The 15,915-nt window shown below is 67.4% G+C and carries 19 protein-coding genes; 11 read left to right on the top strand and 8 right to left on the bottom strand.

Annotated features, from left to right (window positions below; translation table 11 throughout):
- Window positions 1–98: 98 nt before the first annotated feature.
- The 8 genes from alr to IE075_RS02725 all read right to left on the bottom strand — a co-directional run bounded on the left by alr (window position 99) and on the right by IE075_RS02725 (window position 6,930).
- Complete coding sequence (gene alr, locus IE075_RS02760; RefSeq protein ID WP_189453065.1) at window positions 99–1,175, bottom strand: alanine racemase; 1,077 nt, start codon at window positions 1,173–1,175, stop codon at window positions 99–101.
- Between the two features lie 218 nt (window positions 1,176–1,393).
- Complete coding sequence (locus IE075_RS02755) at window positions 1,394–1,609, bottom strand: KTSC domain-containing protein (RefSeq protein ID WP_189453063.1); 216 nt, start codon at window positions 1,607–1,609, stop codon at window positions 1,394–1,396.
- Window positions 1,610–1,618: 9 nt separating this feature from the next.
- Complete coding sequence (locus IE075_RS02750; protein ID WP_189453061.1) at window positions 1,619–3,031, bottom strand: replicative DNA helicase; 1,413 nt, start codon at window positions 3,029–3,031, stop codon at window positions 1,619–1,621.
- Between the two features lie 199 nt (window positions 3,032–3,230).
- The gene (gene rplI, locus IE075_RS02745; protein ID WP_189453059.1) at window positions 3,231–3,683 is read right to left on the bottom strand and encodes a 50S ribosomal protein L9; all 453 of its coding nucleotides are present in this window, start codon (window positions 3,681–3,683) and stop codon (window positions 3,231–3,233) included.
- A gap of 139 nt (window positions 3,684–3,822) precedes the next feature.
- Window positions 3,823–4,053 (bottom strand): 30S ribosomal protein S18, encoded by a 231-nt coding sequence (gene rpsR / locus IE075_RS02740; protein WP_189453057.1) that lies wholly within the window; start codon window positions 4,051–4,053, stop codon window positions 3,823–3,825.
- A gap of 23 nt (window positions 4,054–4,076) precedes the next feature.
- Window positions 4,077–4,502, bottom strand: a complete 426-nt coding sequence (rpsF, locus tag IE075_RS02735) for a 30S ribosomal protein S6 (RefSeq protein ID WP_189453055.1) — start codon at window positions 4,500–4,502, stop codon at window positions 4,077–4,079.
- 158 nt (window positions 4,503–4,660) lie between these two features.
- Window positions 4,661–6,505 (bottom strand): DUF885 domain-containing protein, encoded by a 1,845-nt coding sequence (locus IE075_RS02730; protein WP_189453052.1) that lies wholly within the window; start codon window positions 6,503–6,505, stop codon window positions 4,661–4,663.
- Window positions 6,506–6,591: 86 nt separating this feature from the next.
- Window positions 6,592–6,930 carry a HesB/IscA family protein gene (locus tag IE075_RS02725; RefSeq protein ID WP_189453050.1) on the bottom strand — a complete coding sequence of 113 codons (339 nt, stop codon included), beginning with the start codon at window positions 6,928–6,930 and terminating at the stop codon, window positions 6,592–6,594.
- Between the two features lie 150 nt (window positions 6,931–7,080).
- Here IE075_RS02725 and asnS point away from each other — a divergent pair, with 150 nt between their 5' ends.
- The 11 genes from asnS (at window position 7,081) to IE075_RS02670 (ending at window position 15,878) form a co-directional block, all read left to right on the top strand.
- Entirely contained in the window at window positions 7,081–8,481 is a 1,401-nt protein-coding gene (gene asnS, locus IE075_RS02720) for an asparagine--tRNA ligase (protein ID WP_189453048.1), read from the top strand.
- Between the two features lie 79 nt (window positions 8,482–8,560).
- Window positions 8,561–8,869 carry a hypothetical protein gene (locus IE075_RS02715; RefSeq protein ID WP_189453046.1) on the top strand — a complete coding sequence of 103 codons (309 nt, stop codon included), beginning with the start codon at window positions 8,561–8,563 and terminating at the stop codon, window positions 8,867–8,869.
- On the top strand, window positions 8,866–9,201 hold the full coding sequence (locus tag IE075_RS02710) for a hypothetical protein (RefSeq protein WP_425489331.1): 336 nt from the start codon (window positions 8,866–8,868) through the stop codon (window positions 9,199–9,201). Before IE075_RS02715 ends, IE075_RS02710 begins: the two co-directional genes overlap by 4 nt.
- On the top strand, window positions 9,201–9,821 hold the full coding sequence (locus tag IE075_RS02705; RefSeq protein WP_189453042.1) for an FMN-binding negative transcriptional regulator: 621 nt from the start codon (window positions 9,201–9,203) through the stop codon (window positions 9,819–9,821). Before IE075_RS02710 ends, IE075_RS02705 begins: the two co-directional genes overlap by 1 nt.
- Window positions 9,822–9,859: 38 nt before the next feature.
- A complete protein-coding gene (locus tag IE075_RS02700; protein ID WP_189453040.1) occupies window positions 9,860–10,648 on the top strand; it encodes an SDR family oxidoreductase in 789 nt (262 codons plus the stop codon).
- Window positions 10,649–10,765: 117 nt separating this feature from the next.
- Entirely contained in the window at window positions 10,766–12,190 is a 1,425-nt protein-coding gene (locus IE075_RS02695; protein ID WP_189453038.1) for an aldehyde dehydrogenase, read from the top strand.
- A gap of 6 nt (window positions 12,191–12,196) precedes the next feature.
- Window positions 12,197–12,859 (top strand): carbonate dehydratase, encoded by a 663-nt coding sequence (can, locus tag IE075_RS02690; RefSeq protein ID WP_189453036.1) that lies wholly within the window; start codon window positions 12,197–12,199, stop codon window positions 12,857–12,859.
- A complete protein-coding gene (locus tag IE075_RS02685; RefSeq protein WP_189453034.1) occupies window positions 12,859–13,299 on the top strand; it encodes a RidA family protein in 441 nt (146 codons plus the stop codon). The genes can and IE075_RS02685 overlap by 1 nt, the downstream gene beginning before the upstream one ends.
- A 1-nt stretch (window position 13,300) precedes the next feature.
- Window positions 13,301–14,257, top strand: coding sequence for a sodium-dependent bicarbonate transport family permease (locus IE075_RS02680; protein WP_189453032.1), 957 nt, complete (start codon window positions 13,301–13,303; stop codon window positions 14,255–14,257).
- A gap of 13 nt (window positions 14,258–14,270) precedes the next feature.
- Window positions 14,271–14,801, top strand: coding sequence for a 3-hydroxyanthranilate 3,4-dioxygenase (locus IE075_RS02675; RefSeq protein WP_189453030.1), 531 nt, complete (start codon window positions 14,271–14,273; stop codon window positions 14,799–14,801).
- A gap of 66 nt (window positions 14,802–14,867) precedes the next feature.
- Window positions 14,868–15,878 (top strand): amidohydrolase family protein, encoded by a 1,011-nt coding sequence (locus IE075_RS02670; protein WP_189453028.1) that lies wholly within the window; start codon window positions 14,868–14,870, stop codon window positions 15,876–15,878.
- Window positions 15,879–15,915: the final 37 nt, after the last annotated feature.

Here is a 15,915-nt window from a genome sequence, read left to right as displayed (position 1 = left end):
GCGGAAAGCGCTGTTCAGGTTCGAGTCCCCGTGGACGCATTAAGGCCCCGCGGCTCTATCCCTGCCAAGGTCGGGCGGCTGCCGCGGACGTGCCCGGGTCACGCCTCGCTGAAGCGCACGCGCCGCGTGATCGAGCACGTGAGCTCATACGCAATCGTGCCGGCCGCCTCTGCGATCCGCTCGACCGGCAGTTCTGGCCCCCACAGCACGACGGGAGAGCCCACCTTCGCCGCGGGCACGCCGCGCAGGTCGATCGTCATGAGATCCATGGACACGCGACCGATCAGCTGAGTGCCAACGCCGTCGACCAGCACGGGCGTTCCCGCGGGCGCAGCGCGCGGGTATCCGTCGCCGTAGCCGATTGCGGCAACACCCACGGGCATGTCTTCCGGGCACTCCCATGTGCCGGCGTAACCGATGCGCCCGCCCTTTTTGACGTGATTAACCGCGATGAGCCGCGTCGCGAGCGTCATGGCCGGCCGCAGCCCGAAGTCCGCACCCGTGGTGCCGGCAACGACGGACATTCCGTACAGCGCCCCGCCCGGCCGCACCCACTGCGCATGCGCATCGGGCCAACCGAGCACCGCGGCCGAGTTGGCGAGCGACCGGCCGCCGTGCAGCCCGCTCGTCGCATCGGCGAACACGCGCAGCTGCTCGAGCGTCTGCGGGTTGTCGAACTCGTCGGAACTCGCGAAGTGGTTCATCGGCACGATCTCGCCGACGACACCCGCGAGCGCGGACAGCCGCGCATGCGCCTGGCGGACGAACTCCGGCGGGAAGCCGAGGCGGTGCATGCCCGTGTCCACCTTCAGCCAACAGCGGATCGGCTCGCCCGGCTCCGCCTGCTCGAGCATCTCTAGCTGGCTGACGTGATGGACGGCCGTGTCGACCTGCAACTGGCGCAGGCGCGGGATGTCCGCCGCCTCATCGAAGCCCGACAGCAGCAGGATCGGCTGCGAGATGCCGGCAGCGCGCAGGCGCTCGGCATCGGAGAGTGCCGCGACGCCGAACGCGTCGGCGCCGGACAGGGCACGTGCAACGCGCTCCAGCCCGTGGCCGTAGCCGTCGGCCTTGACCACGGCAATGACGCCACTGTTCGGCGCGCGTGCGCGGATTTGCGCTAGGTTGTGGCGCAGCGCATCGATGTGGATGGTCGCAGAGGTCGGTCGTGCCATCGGACTAGTTTAACGGCGGCTTTCGCCGCGTACGCAGGCCAGTGGCGCGATGGCTGTGTGGCAGCTCTGCAGGACGCCGCGGCTCGGCGCTACGGGAGCACGGCTGCCATCGCTCGCGTGCATCGGCTGGCGCCACCACCTGCGTTGATGATCATGCGGAACGCCGGCGGCGCTCGCGCTGCCGGCGCGACGGCGAATCGGTGAGCCTGGCGCAGCGCTCATCCGACGTGGTGGAACCGGTAGCCGCGATTGCGGACGCGTTCGACGAAGTGCACGCCGAACGAATCGGCCTCCATCAGCGCGAGGTACTCGTGCTCCGGCACGTTGAAGTACCGGTAAACCTCGCCGCTGCGGAACTCCACTTCGAGCACGCGCTGGCCCGGGTCGTACCCGACGCCGCACAGGGCTTCCGACTCGATCGGCACGCGCTCCATGCGCGGACGTTATTCGAACGAACCGATCGCGTCGTGTGAAAGGTTGTCGAAACGCGTGTATTCGCCGAAGAACTTGAGCTTCACCGACCCGGTCGGGCCGTTACGCTGCTTGCCGATGATGATCTCGGCGAGCCCCTTGTCCGGCGAATTTTCCTTGTTGTAGTAATCGTCGCGATAGATGAACAGGATGATGTCGGCGTCCTGCTCGATTGCACCCGACTCGCGAAGGTCGGCCATCACTGGCCGCTTGTCCGCGCGCTGCTCCAACGAGCGGTTTAGCTGCGACAGCGCGATGACCGGCACATTGAGCTCTTTCGCAAGGTGCTTGAGCGAGCGCGAAATCTCCGAGATCTCGGTCGCGCGGTTCTCGGTGTTGCCCGGCACGCTCATGAGCTGCAGGTAGTCGATCACGACAAGGCCGAGGTCGTGCTCGCGCTTGAGGCGGCGCGCTTTCGCACGCAGCACCTCGGGCGAGAGGCCCGGCGTGTCGTCGATGAAGATCTTCGCCTCGCGCAGCATACGGATCGCGCCGGTCACGCGGCTCCAATCCTCGTCCTCGAGCTGTCCGTTGCGCAGGCGCTGCGCGTTGATGCGGCCGTTCGAAGAGATCAGTCGCAGCGCGAGCTGGCTCGCCGACATTTCCATCGAGAACACCGCAACCGCTTTTTTCGTGCGGATCGCGGCGTGCTCGGCGATGTTCAGCGCAAACGTCGTCTTGCCCATCGCAGGTCGCGCGGCCAGGATGATCAGGTCGGTCGGCTGCAGGCCGGCCGTCATGTCGTCGAACTCGGTGTAGCCGGTCGGAAGGCCAGTAACACTGCCGCCGCTCGCGTAACGCGTCTGCAGCACATCGAACGCTTCGGACAGCGCCTTGTTCATCGCCACGAAATCGGTGCGACCGCGTGCGCCGGCTTCGGCGATCGCGAACACCTCCTGCTCGGCCCGCGCGAGGATCTCGCCGCTTTCCCGTCCGTCGGGCTGGAAACCGTCGTTGACGATGCCGGTGCCAACCTCGATCAGCTGCCGCAGCACCGCCTTGTCGCGCACGATCTCGGCGTACGCGGCGATGTTCGCCGCCGACGGCGTCGTGCTCGCGAGTTCGACCAGGTACGCGCCGCCTGCGACGGTTTCCGACTGGCCCATCGACTCGAACCACTCGCCGAGCGTCACCGCGTCGAACGGCCGGTTTTTCTCGGCGAGCTCGCGGATCGCGCGGAAGATCAGCTGGTGGTCGCGCCGATAGAAATCGTTGTCGGTGAGCTGGTCGGCAACGCGGTCGTACGCGCTCGGATCGAGCATGAGGCCGCCGAGCACGGCCTGCTCGGCTTCGACCGACTGCGGGGGAACGCGCAGCTGGTCCACGCGCTGTTCGGCGCGGGTCTCGAAGCGTTTGTCTTTGCGGAAGCCGGAGCGGGCGTTCATCGGAGGCGGTCGTCGGAAAGGCCGTCCGTGGGGTCGGAGCGGACAGGCATCCTAGCCCCCGCACCCGGCTCCACGTTGCAGACAAGTCTGTGGATATCTCGGGATAACCGCGCGCGTTGTCGCACTCTTGGATCTCAGGGACTGCGAAACGCAAGAAGGCGCCCGGAGGCGCCTTCTCGAACCGAACGACCGACTGGAATCAGGCGGCTTCGGGCACGACGATGACCTTGACGGTCGCTTCGATGTCGGCGTGCAGGCGCACGACGATTTCGTACTCGCCGACGCGGCGCAGCGGGCCTTCGCCGAGCACGACTTCGGACTTGTCAACCTGGTTGCCGTGCTTGGTCAGCGCCTCGGCGATGTCGCGCGGCGTGATCGAGCCGTACAGCTTGCCTTCGGTCGACGAGTTGGCGCTGATCGTGACTTCGGTGCCCTCGAGCGCGGCCTGGCGGCTCTCGGCGCCTTCCAGCTGGGCCTTGGCCTTGGCTTCGAACTCGGCGCGGCGCGCCTCGAAGTCGGCCAGGTTCGCGGCGGTGGCCGGCACGGCCTTGCCCTGCGGCACGAGGAAGTTACGGCCGTAGCCCGGCTTCACGGTGACCTTGTCACCGAGCTTGCCGAGGTTGGTCACGTTCTGGAGGAGGATCAGTTGCATGGTTTTTTTCCGTATTCGTTAGCAGGGCCGCAGCCCCGCAGCGGATTTCGCTGTCCGAAAAGGGCAAGTGCCCTCACCGCTCCTCTCCCGCCGGGCAGAAGAGGAGCGAATGGCGCCGTCCCGCAGGACGGGCGCTTGCTTAGGCGTTGTGGTTGTCGGTGTACGGGATCAGCGCGAGGAAACGGGCGCGCTTGACGGCCGTTGCCAGCTGGCGCTGGTACTTCGACTTGGTGCCGGTCACGCGGCTCGGCACGATCTTGCCGGTCTCGGTGAGGTACGCGCGGAGCGTGTTGAGATCCTTGTAATCGATCTCTTTGACACCCTCGGCGGTGAACTTGCAGAACTTGCGGCGGCGGAAGAACTTGGACATGGGTGCGTTCCTGGAGAGCGGGATCAGGCGGCTTCGGCGTTATCGGCGGAGTCGGCATTGCCGACCGGGGTGTCGCTCTCGTCGTCACGACGACGGCGCTCGCCACGCTCCGGCTTGTCGCCCTTCTCGTCCTTGAACTTCATGATCAACGACTGCTCGGTGTCCGCCTCGTCACGCTTGATGACCAGGTGGCGCAGCACGGCGTCGTTGAAGCGGAAGCCGTCGACGAGCTCGTTGAGCACGTCCTGGCCGCACTCGATGTTCATCAGGACGTAGTGCGCCTTGACGAGGTTTTCGATCGGGTACGCCAGCTGGCGGCGGCCCCAGTCCTCGAGACGGTGGATCTTGCCCTCGCCGCCTTCGATCAGGGCGCGGTAGCGCTCGACCATCGCGGGGACCTGCTCGCTCTGATCCGGGTGGACCAGGAACACGACTTCGTAATGACGCATTTTGTTTTCCTTGTGGATGCCGGCCGCAGCGCGGCCTGTTCAGCCCCCCGTCGCCGTCGGCGCAGTGGGGCAAGGTCCTGCGGGCGGACCCGCGGGAGCCGCACAGTATGGCAGTCGCGCCGGCGCCGGGCAAACCCGGCCCGGAGCGCCTGCTGGCGTCAGCCGCTCTGCTTCTGGTCCGGCTTCTGATTCTGGTCGGCCCCCTGCTTCCGGCCGCCGCTCTGCTCGGCGATCCACGCATTCATGTGCGCCTCGAGTACGGCCAACGGCACGGACCCGGCCGAGAGCACCGCATCGTTGAACTCGCGCAGGTCGAAGCGCTCGCCAAGTTCGCGCGAAGCCTTCTCACGCAGCTCCGAAATCTTCAGCTGACCGATCTTGTATGCGAGCGCCTGCCCCGGCCAGCCGATGTAGCGGTCGATCTCGTTGACGACGTCCTGCTCGGTCTTCGGCGCGTTGTCCATGAAGTACTTGATCGCGCGATCGCGGCTCCAGCCTTTGCTGTGCATGCCGGTGTCGACGACGAGCCGCACGGCACGCCACATGTCGTAGGCAAGCTGGCCCATGCGGTCGTACGGGTCGTCGTACAGGCCCATGTCGTAACCCAGCCGCTCGGCGTACAGGGCCCAGCCTTCACCGTAGGCGACGAAGTAGCCGACGCGTCGGAACATCGGAACGTCCGGCAGCTCCATGCCGCGCGCGAACTGGAAATGGTGGCCTGGCACGGCCTCGTGCAGCGACAACGCCATCATTTCCCACGTCGGCCGCACTTCGGGCTTGAAGAGGTTCACGTAGTAGTAGCCGGCGCGCGTGCCGTCGACGGCGCCGGGCTGGTAGTACGCGGTGGTCGTGTCCGGCGCGATCTTGTCGGGGATCGGGCGCACGCCGTACGGCAGGCGCGGAATCGTCTTGAAGACCTTCACCAGCTCCGGATCGATCCGCTTGGAGATCGCCTGGTACGCCTCGAACAGCTCCTCGGGCGATTCGTGGAAGAACTTCGGGTCGGTGCGCAGGTGCTCGAAGAACTGCGCGAGCGAGCCCTTGAAGCCGACTTCGGCCTTCACCTTCTCCATCTCGGCGCGGATGCGCGCGACTTCCTTCAGGCCGATCGCGTGGATTTCGTCGGCCGACAGCTCGGTCGTCGTGAAGTGACCCGCGAGGAAGTCGTAATACGCCTTGCCGTCCGGGAGATCGGCGGCGGCGATGCTTTCGCGCGTGCGAGGCAGGTATTCGGTGTTGAAGAACTCGCCGAACGTGCGGTAGCTCGGGATCACCTGCTCGGCGATCACGCGACGCGCCTGCGCGCGCAGTTCTGCCTGCCGCGCGGCGGGGATCGACTCGGGCATCTTCAGGAACGGCGAGAAAAACGCGCTGCGCTCGGGGTCCGCAACGACCTGCGCGGCGATTTGCGCCGGAATGCGTTCCATCAGCACGCGCGGCGGCGTGTTGCCGGCCTTGAGGCCCTCGCGCATCAGGGCGCTTGTCTGCTCGACCATCGCCGGCACGCCTTCCAGGCGCTTGAGCCAGTCCGCATAGTCGCGCTCGTCCGCGAACGGCAGCACCTCAACGAGCTCGTCAGCGGTCTGCACGCCGCCGCGCTGGCTCAGCGGTCGCAAATGCTCGCGGTACTTCTGCCGCTCGACATCGCGCTCGAGCTGCCATGCGAACACGTCGTAATTGAGGCGGTCGACCGCGGACAGGCGGCTCCGATCAATCGCGCGGAGCTTCGCGAGCGCACCGCGGTCGGCGGCTTCACGCCGGGCGATCGCCTCGGTGCTGAGGTCGGTCCAGCGATCATTGAAGCGTCGGTCGCCGCGATAGCTGGCCGTCTCCGGGCTGTCGCGAAGAGAGCGTTCCCACTCTTCCTCGAAGAAGCGGTGCAGCGCGCGGGCCGCGTCGTCGCTTTGCGCGGTGTCGGGTGCGGCGGGCGGCGCTTGCGCGCCGACGGGTGCGGCGGAAAGTGCCGCGGCGATCGCCACGGACAGCAGGACGGTGCGAATCATGGCCAGGCTCCGGCGAAAGTCGCCCGGAGTCTAGCGCCGCGTGGGTCGAGTCCGGCCATGACCGGACTTGGCGGTGTGAGCGTGCGTCAGGCCCGCTCGGCGTCCGTGGTGAAGCTCTCGCCGCAGCCGCACTCGGCCGCGGCGTTCGGGTTGCGGAACACGAACTGCTCGCCGAGGCGCTGGCGGACGAGGTCGATTTGCGTGCCGTCGACGACCGGCAGGCTCTGCGTGTCGACGAAGATCCGCACGCCCTCGTGCTCGAACACATGGTCGCCGTCGCGCTCGTCGCGGGCGAGGTCGGCGATGTGCTGCCAGCCCGAGCAGCCGGTCTTCTTCGCACCGAAGCGCAGGCCGATCGCGTCAGGCGTCTCGGCGAGGTATCGCTGTACGCGCTCGGCGGCAGCGGGGGTGATCGTCACGGCCATGGCGGCTCCTGCAAAGGGTTTCAACGCGTCGCGAGTATAGGTGGGGGCGCCACAACGCCGGCCCAAGCGGCCGGCGCCTCGCGTGCCCCCGCGGTCCGGCAGTACACTCGCGCGTCTTTGAACCGGCCCTACGGGCGAGGAAAACGAACGATGACGGTGGTCAGCGTGCAGCACGCGCTCGCGGGCAAGATTCCCGCCGGCGGCGAAGTCACGGTGCGCGGCTGGGTGCGCACCCGGCGCGATTCGAAGGCCGGCCTGAGCTTCGTCAACGTCAGCGACGGCTCGTGCTTTGCGCCGATCCAGGTGGTCGCTCCTGCCGCGCTGCCGAACTACGACAGCGAAGTGAAGCATCTGACCGCGGGGTGCTCGGTGATCTGCCGCGGCACGCTGGTGCCGTCGCAGGGCCAGGGCCAGTCGTTCGAGATCCAGGCGGATCACGTCGAAGTCGTCGGCTGGGTCGACGACCCGGAAACCTACCCGATCCAGCCCAAGCCCCACTCGCTCGAGTTCCTGCGCGAAGTCGCCCACCTTCGCCCGCGCACGAACCTCTTCGGCGCGGTCACGCGCATTCGCCACTGCCTGGCCCAGGCCGTGCACCGCTTCTTCCACGAGCACGGCTACTACTGGATCAGCACGCCGATCGTCACGACGTCCGACGCCGAGGGCGCGGGTCAGATGTTCCGCGTGTCGACGCTCGATCTCGCGAACCTGCCGCGCGATGCGTCGGGCAACGTCGACTTCTCGCGCGACTTCTTCGGCAAGGAGACATTCCTGACCGTGTCGGGGCAGCTCAACGTCGAGGGCTACTGCCTTGCCCTAAGCAAGGTCTACACGTTCGGTCCGACGTTCCGCGCGGAAAACAGCCACACCACGCGTCACCTGGCCGAGTTCTGGATGGTCGAGCCGGAGATCGCCTTCGCCGACCTGCTCGAGAATGCGCAGGTCGCCGAGGATTTCCTGAAGTACCTGTTCCGCGCCGTGCTTGCCGAACGCGCGGACGACATGGCGTTCATCGCCGAACGCGTGCAGAAGGACGCCGTGAGTCGGCTTGAGGACTTCATCAATGCGCCGTTCGAGCGCATCGATTACACCGAGGCCGTGTCGCTGCTGCAGAAGTCCGGCCACAAGTTCGACTTCCCGGTGGAGTGGGGCCTCGATTTGCAGACCGAGCACGAGCGCTGGCTGACCGAGCAGCACGTCGGGCGGCCAGTGGTGGTGATGAACTACCCCGAGCACATCAAGGCGTTCTACATGCGCCTCAACGACGACGGCAAGACTGTCGCGGCGATGGACGTGCTGGCGCCCGGCATCGGCGAGATCATCGGCGGCGCACAGCGCGAGGAGCGGCTCGACGTGCTCGATTCGCGCATGGCGCAGTTCGGGCTCGATCCGGCGCACTATCAGTGGTACCGGGATTTCCGCCGCTACGGCACGGTGCCGCACGCGGGCTTCGGCCTCGGTTTCGAGCGGCTGGTCGTCTACGTGTGCGGCCTGTCGAACATCCGCGATGCAATCGCGTACCCGCGCGCGCCGGGCCAGGCGGAGTTCTGATGACCGCCGGACTGCGGGCATCCCCAGGGTCGGGTGACGCGCATGCGTCGTCGCAGCGCTTCAATGGACGCGCCGCCCGATGATCCTGTTCTTCGCCCTGCTCGCCCTGGCGCTCGCGATCGCGGGCGCGACGGCGTTCGTGATCTTCTGGCCTCTTGCGCTCGTGCACATCCGCGACAGGCACCCTGAGGCCGGCGCCGCGATCGGGCCGTTCCCGTTCCTCAACCCGAAGGCGCTGTGGTGGCTGCTGCGTGGCGGCTACTACGCCACGGGCGATCGCAACCTCAGTGGCCTCGCGACACCGGCGCGTGTTTCTCTCCTGACGATCATTGCAGGCCTCGTGATGTCCGGCCTGCTGTGGGCGATCGCGACCACCCTGACCGGATGACGGCCATGCACGACGACACGCAGAACGATCGACCCTCACAGGACCAGTGGTGGCTTGCCACGCTCGGACGCACGGTCGTCTGGGCCCGCCTGCGCGTGCGCGACGCGGGCACCGCAGAGGTGTTCGACAGTGACGGCGCCACCCTGCCCTACGACAGCGAAGACTCGGCGCGTGCCGCGCTCATGGACGCCGAGTTCGTCTCCTACGAGGGGCTGGACCCCGAGGACGCCGCGGAGCGCGGCTTCGCGCTCGACGAGCTCGCGCCGCCATCGGCGAAAGACGACGAGCAGCTGCGCCCCCGCATGGTCCAGCAGCTGCCGCGCCCGCGCTGATGTACGTGCCGGCGTCCTTCGCGGAGACCGACCTCACCGCCCTCGACGCGCTGATCGAACGCGACAACTTCATCACGCTGGTCGCGGTGCTCGATGGCGCACCGCACGCGACGCATCTGCCGGTGCTGTATCGCCGTGACGGCGAGCGCGTCGAACTGCGCGGACATTTCTCGCGAGCGAATCCGCAGTCGCGTCTCAGTGGCGCCGCGCTTGCGATCGTGCACGGCCCGCACGCGTATATCTCGCCGGGCTGGTATCCGGACGAGGCGGCCGCGTCGCGTGTTCCGACGTGGAACTACGCGCTTGCGCATCTGCACGGCGGGATTGAGCTGTTCGACGAGGAATCGGCGCTTGCCGAGATCGTGGACACCCTCAGCGCCCATCATGAGTCGCAGGTCGGCGGCGACTGGCGCTATGAGCACGACCGCGACGACCACCGCGTGCAACTTCGCGGGATTGTCGGCTTCTCGCTGACGGTCGAGCGCATACAACTTAACTTCAAACTCAACCAGAACCACCCGGTCGGGAACCGGCACGCGGTCGCCAGCAGCCTGGAAAGCACCGGGCGGCCGTATGACGCCGAGGTCGCTCGCCTGATGCGCGAGCGCACACCGGTTTGACGGCCGCCCCTGGAGCGCACTTTATGAAGGAGCCCCCGATGGATCTTGATCTCACTGGCCGCCACGCCCTCGTCTGCGGCGCCAGCCAAGGCATCGGGCTGGCGGCCGCAAAGGCTTTGGCCGCCCTCGGCGCCGACGTCACGGTCCTGGCGCGACGTGAGGCGACGCTGCGCGAGGTGGCCGCTGGGCTGCCTCGCACGCACGAGGCCCAGGTGCACGGCTGGATCGCGGCCGACGCAAGCGACACCGAGGCGCTACGCGCGCAGGTGGAGTCGCTCGTCGCGAACCGAACCGTGCACATCCTCATCAACAACTCTGCCGGCCCGCCGCCGGGCCCGGTGCACGGCGCCGACGTCGGCGCGTTCGAGGCAGCCTATCGCCAGCACCTGCTCGCAAACCACGTGCTTTCCGGCGCAGTGATTCCGGGGATGCAGCGCGACGGCTGGGGGCGCATCGTGAACGTGATCTCGACGTCGGTGAAGGAGCCGCTCAACGGACTCGGTGTTTCCAACTCGACGCGGTGGGCCGTCGCGGGCTGGGCGAAGACGCTGGCAACCGAAGTCGCACGCTTCGGCATCACGGTGAACAACGTGCTGCCGGGCTCGACGCAGACGCCGCGCATCGAGCAGATCATCGACACGCGCGCCTCCAAGTCGGGCCGCAGCCGCGAGGAGATCCACGCAGAGATGGTCGCGGAAATCCCGATCGGCCGATTCGCCCAACCCTCGGAAACCGCCGCCGCGATTGCATTCCTGTGCGCACCCGCCGCGGCGTACATCACCGGCGTCAACCTGCCCGTCGACGGCGGCCGAACCCGCTCGCTCTGACGATTCGCCGTACCTCCATCGCGTCGCGGTAACCCGTCACGGCCTTAGCAACGGTCGTGCAACCGCACTCCCGTCGACCGAGCCAAGGCAACCGCAGGGCGCTGCTAAGCTAATCCGATGCGACTCTGCCATTACATCGACGGCGGCTTCCGTGAGCCCGTAAGCGGCGACTGGATCGACGTGGCCGATCCGGCGACCGGCCGCGTGTTCGCGCAGGTCGCCGCCGGCAATGCAACGGACGTCTCCGACGCCATCGACGCAGCCGAGCGCGCGTTCCCGGGCTGGTCGGCGCTGCCGAACAGCGAGCGCGCGCGGTGGCTGGAGCGATTGGCCGACGGCATCGAGCGACGCCTCGACGAGTTCGCGCATGCCGAGTCACGAGATGCGGGCAAACCCCTCGCGCTCGCGCGCGAAGTCGAAATTCCGCGCGCGATCCGCAACCTGCGCTTCTTCGCGCACGCCGCAACGCAGTTCGCCAGCGAGTCGCACCATGGCGAGGCCGGGCTCAACTACACCTTGCGACAACCGCTCGGCGCGGTCGCCACGATTTCGCCCTGGAATCTGCCGCTTTACCTGCTGACCTGGAAGATCGCGCCCGCGCTCGCGGCCGGCAACACCGTCGTCGCGAAGCCGTCGGAAGTCACGCCGCTGACCGCGACGATGCTCGGCGAGGTCGCGAGCGAGATTGGGCTGCCCCGCGGCGTGCTCAATCTGTTGCACGGTCGCGGTCCGAACGTGGGCGAGCCTCTGGTGACCGATGCGCGCATCAAGGCGATCTCGTTCACCGGCAGCACCGCGGTCGGCCGCCGCATTGCCTCGATCGCCGCGCCGCAGCTCAAGAAGCTTTCGCTCGAACTCGGCGGTAAGAACGCGACGCTCGTGTTCGCCGACGCCGACTGGCGTGAACATCTCGACACCCTCGTGCGCTCGGCGTTCCAGAACACCGGACAGATCTGCTTGTGCGGCTCCCGCGTGCTCGTCGAACGACGGATTTACATCGAGTTCCGCGATGCGTTCGTGGAGGCTGCGCGCGCACTGCGCGTCGGCGATCCGATCGACAGCGATGTGCGCATCGGCCCGCTGGTGTCGGAGGTGCAATTCGACAAGGTGACTGCCGCGATCGGCGCCGCGAAGGCAGAGGGCGGGCGGGTGCTCTGCGGCGACCACGCCCTTGAACGCCCCGGCTGGTTCATCGAACCCACGGTCATCGAAGGGCTCGGACCCGATTGCAGCGCGAATCGCGACGAAATCTTTGGGCCGGTGGTGACGCTGCAGCCCTTCGACGACGAGGCCGACGCATTGGGCCTCGCAAACTGCGGTGACTACGGGCTCGCCGCATCGGTCTGGACGCGCGACCTGCACCGCGCGCACCGCCTCGCGGCGCGCCTGCGCGTGGGCATGGTCTGGATCAATACCTGGATGCAGCGCGACCTGCGCACGCCGTTTGGCGGCAGCGGGGCATCCGGTCTCGGCCGCGAAGGCGGGCTCGAGGCCATGCGTTTTTTCACCGACGCCAAGAACGTCGGTCTCAACATCGAATAGGACGGCATGAGTTCACTGACGCATCTGCTCGAGCGCAACCGCGAATGGTCCGAGCGCATTCACCAGGAAGACCCTGAGTTCTTCGCGAAACTTTCGGGGCAGCAAGCCCCCGAGTACCTGTGGATCGGCTGCTCCGACTCACGCGTGCCGGCCAATCAGATCATCGATCTGGCGCCAGGCGAGGTGTTCGTCCATCGCAACATCGCGAATGTCGTCGTCCACACCGACCTCAACTGCCTGTCGGTGATCCAGTACGCCGTGGACGTGCTCAAGGTGCGCCATATCCTCGTGGTCGGCCACTATGGATGCGGCGGCGTGCTGGCGGCACTGGAAGGCCGACGCGTCGGCCTGGCGGACAACTGGGTGCGCCACGTGGGCGACGTGTCGGTCAAGCATGCGGCCTGCCTCAGCGCCATCGGCGGTGCTGAGCTACAGCACGACCGCCTGTGCGAGCTCAACGTGCTCGAGCAGGCGATCAACGTGGTGCAGACCACGATCGTGCAGGACGCTTGGGCCCGCGGCCAGGAACTGACCGTGCACGGCTGGGTCTACGGGCTGCGCGACGGGCTGGTTCATGACCTCGGCATCGGTCTCAGTGCAGGCAGCGATCTCGCCGAGGAATACCAACGCGCGCTCGCGCTCATCTGCAACGACCGGGTGGACCGCTGATGGCAAACGTGATCAGCACGCCGGGCGCACCGCCACCCGTGGGCCGCTACCCGCACGCGCGGCGGGTCGGCGACTTGCTCTTCCTGTCGGGAATAGGTCCGCGCAGCCCGGTCGACAATTCGATCCCCGGCAACGTCGTCGGTCCCGACGGTGCGCTGGTGGCGTACGACATTGAAGCGCAAACGCGATCGGTGTTCGCCAACGTGCGTGCCGTGCTCGAAGCCAGCGGCGCGCGTTGGGAGGACCTCGTCGACGTGACGGTCTACCTCACCGACATGGCGCGCGACTTCGCCGCCTACAACGCGATCTGGGCCGAGTACTTCCCAGAAGTTGCCGCCGCGCCGTGCCGGACCACGCTCGGCATTACCGCGCTGCCGACACCGATCGCGATCGAACTCAAGTGCGTCGCCGCGGCTCCGTCCCGCTTCGTGGGGGAATGAGATGGAGCTGCTGGTTGCCAACCTGACCGCGCCCGTCGTGCTCGCGTTTGCGCTCGGGCTGTTCGCGCGGGCGATCCGCAGCGACCTCGAGATCCCGCCGCAGATTCAGGCGTACCTTTCGATCTTTCTACTGCTCGCGATCGGACTGAAGGGCGGCGTCGCCCTGCGCGGCCAGGAACCGTTGAGCCTGATCATCATGCTCGCGGTCACGCTCGCGGCCGGCGCCGTCACTGCGCTGAGCGCGTATCTCCTCGCGCGGTGGGTGCTCGGCGACATCCGTCGCGAGGCTGCCGCGATAGCTGCACATTACGGCTCGGTTTCGGCGGTGACCTTCATTGCGGCGAACCAGTTCGTCGAGCGCAGCGGCGCGCCGGCCGAGGGCGTGCTGGTCGCGCTGTTGGTCGCGCTCGAGGTGCCCGCGCTGCTGATCGGCCTGGCGTTGGGCCAGAAAGACCAGCCGGTCGGTGGCTCCAGCCATCACACCCTGCGCGAAGTGTTCACCGGCAAGACCGCCGTCCTGTTGCTCGGCGGGCTTGCGATCGGTGCGATCACTGGCCCGGGCGGCATCAAGGCCGTGGACGCCATGTACTTCGCCTTGTTCCAGGGCGTGCTGATGCTCTTCATGCTCGACATGGGCATGATCGCGGCCGGACGCCTCGCGGCACTCCGGCAGGGATGGGGGCGGCTGTTGTTGTTCTGCATCGGCGTGCCCCTGCTGCACGGCACTGCCGGCGTCGCGATTGGTCTGGCGATGGGCCTTTCGGTGGGCGGTGCCACGGTGTTCGGCACGATGCTCTCGAGTGCCTCATACATCGCCGCGCCGGCCGCCGTACGCGCCGGACTCCCCGAGGCCGACGTGGGCCGCTGCGTGACCGCCGCGCTCGGCATCACGTTCCCATTCAACCTCGCGATCGGCATTCCGCTATACGCCGGCCTCGCGCAGTTGCTCTCGCGCTGACAGAGGAATCGCCATGTTGCCCGCCCCGATCAACCTGCAGGCCTGGATCGACGAGCATCGCCACCTGCTCAAGCCGCCGGTGGGCAACAAGTGCATCCACGACGGCGACTTCATCGTGATGATCGTGGGCGGCCCGAACGCGCGCACGGACTACCACTGGGACGAGGGCCCCGAGTGGTTCTACCAGCTCGAGGGCGAGATGGTGCTCAAGGTGCAGGATGACGGCGTCGCACGCGACATCCCGATCCGCGCTGGCGAAACTTTCCTGCTGCCGGCACGCACGCCGCATTCCCCGCAACGGGCCGCTGGCTCGGTCGGACTCGTGATCGAGCGAAAGCGCACGGCCGGCGAGCGCGATGGCCTCATGTGGTTCTGCGAGCGCTGCAACCACAAGCTCTACGAAGAGTTTTTCGAACTCGGCAACATCGAGCAGGACTTTCCGCCCGTGTTCGACCGGTTCTATGCCTCGCGCGAGTTGCGCACCTGCGACAACTGCGGCCACCTGAATCCGGCGCCAGCCCGCTACGACGCCGCGATCGACTGACCGCATGCAACCGGTCGGGTATGGTGGGCGCCCCGCTTCGTTGCGACCGCCCACCGCCTGCGCCCGATGTTGAAGATCGACATCCACGCCCATTACCTGCCCCGCGACTGGCCCGACCTCGCGACGAAGTACGGCGACCCGCGTTTCCCGGTCATCCACCACACCGAGGACGGCCGGCACCGGATCTACAAGGACGGCAAGTTCTTCCGGGAAATCTGGTCGAAGACCTGGGACCCCGCCGAGCGCATGGCCGACTACGCGCGGTTTGGCGTGCAGGTGCAGGTGATCAGCACCGTACCGGTGATGTTCTGCTACTGGGCGAAGGCGCATCAGGCGCTGGCGCTGCACCAGGCGCTCAATGACCACATGAGCGAGTCCGTCCGGGCTCATCCGCGGCATTACGCCGGGATCGGCACGGTTCCGCTGCAGTCGCCGCGTCTTGCCGTCCAGGAGCTCGAGCGCTGCATCGACCAGCTCGGTCTGCAAGGCGTGCAGATCGGCAGCCACGTCGGTGCGTGGAACCTCGACGCGCCGGAGCTGTTCGAATTCTTCCAGGCTGCCAGTGACCTCGGTGCAGCCGTCCTCGTGCACCCGTGGGACATGATGGGCGCGGAATCGATGCCCAAATACTGGCTGCCGTGGCTCGTCGGAATGCCGGCCGAACAGGCGCGCGCCGCGTGCTGCCTGATCTTCGGCGGCGTGCTCGAGCGGCTGCCGAAGCTCAAGATCTGCATGGCGCACGGCGGTGGCGCGTTTCCGTACACGATCGGTCGAATCGAGCATGGCTTCAACATGCGCCCGGACCTCGTCGCCACCGACAACCCGCGCAACCCGCGCGAGTACATCGACCGGCTGTATTTCGACTCCTGGGTGGCCGACGCGCGTGCGCTTCGCTACCTGATCGACACCTGCGGCGTCTCGCGCGTGATGCTCGGCACCGACTACCCGTTCCCGCTCGGCGAGCAGGAGCCCGGTGCAGGCATCGCGGCACTGGGTCTCGACCCGGACGAGCAGGCCCGTCTCTATCACGGCACCGCGCTCGAATGGCTCGGCCTGCCGCTGTCGCGCTTCGCATGAGTCGAGGCCACCCTCCCTGCCTGCCGTGCGCACCCAC

Source organism: Cognatilysobacter bugurensis (assembly GCF_014652095.1).
GTDB classification, from domain to species: domain Bacteria; phylum Pseudomonadota; class Gammaproteobacteria; order Xanthomonadales; family Xanthomonadaceae; genus Cognatilysobacter; species Cognatilysobacter bugurensis.
Note: the sequence above shows the minus strand (reverse complement) of the source record. Positions and strands in the feature narration are given on the sequence as shown.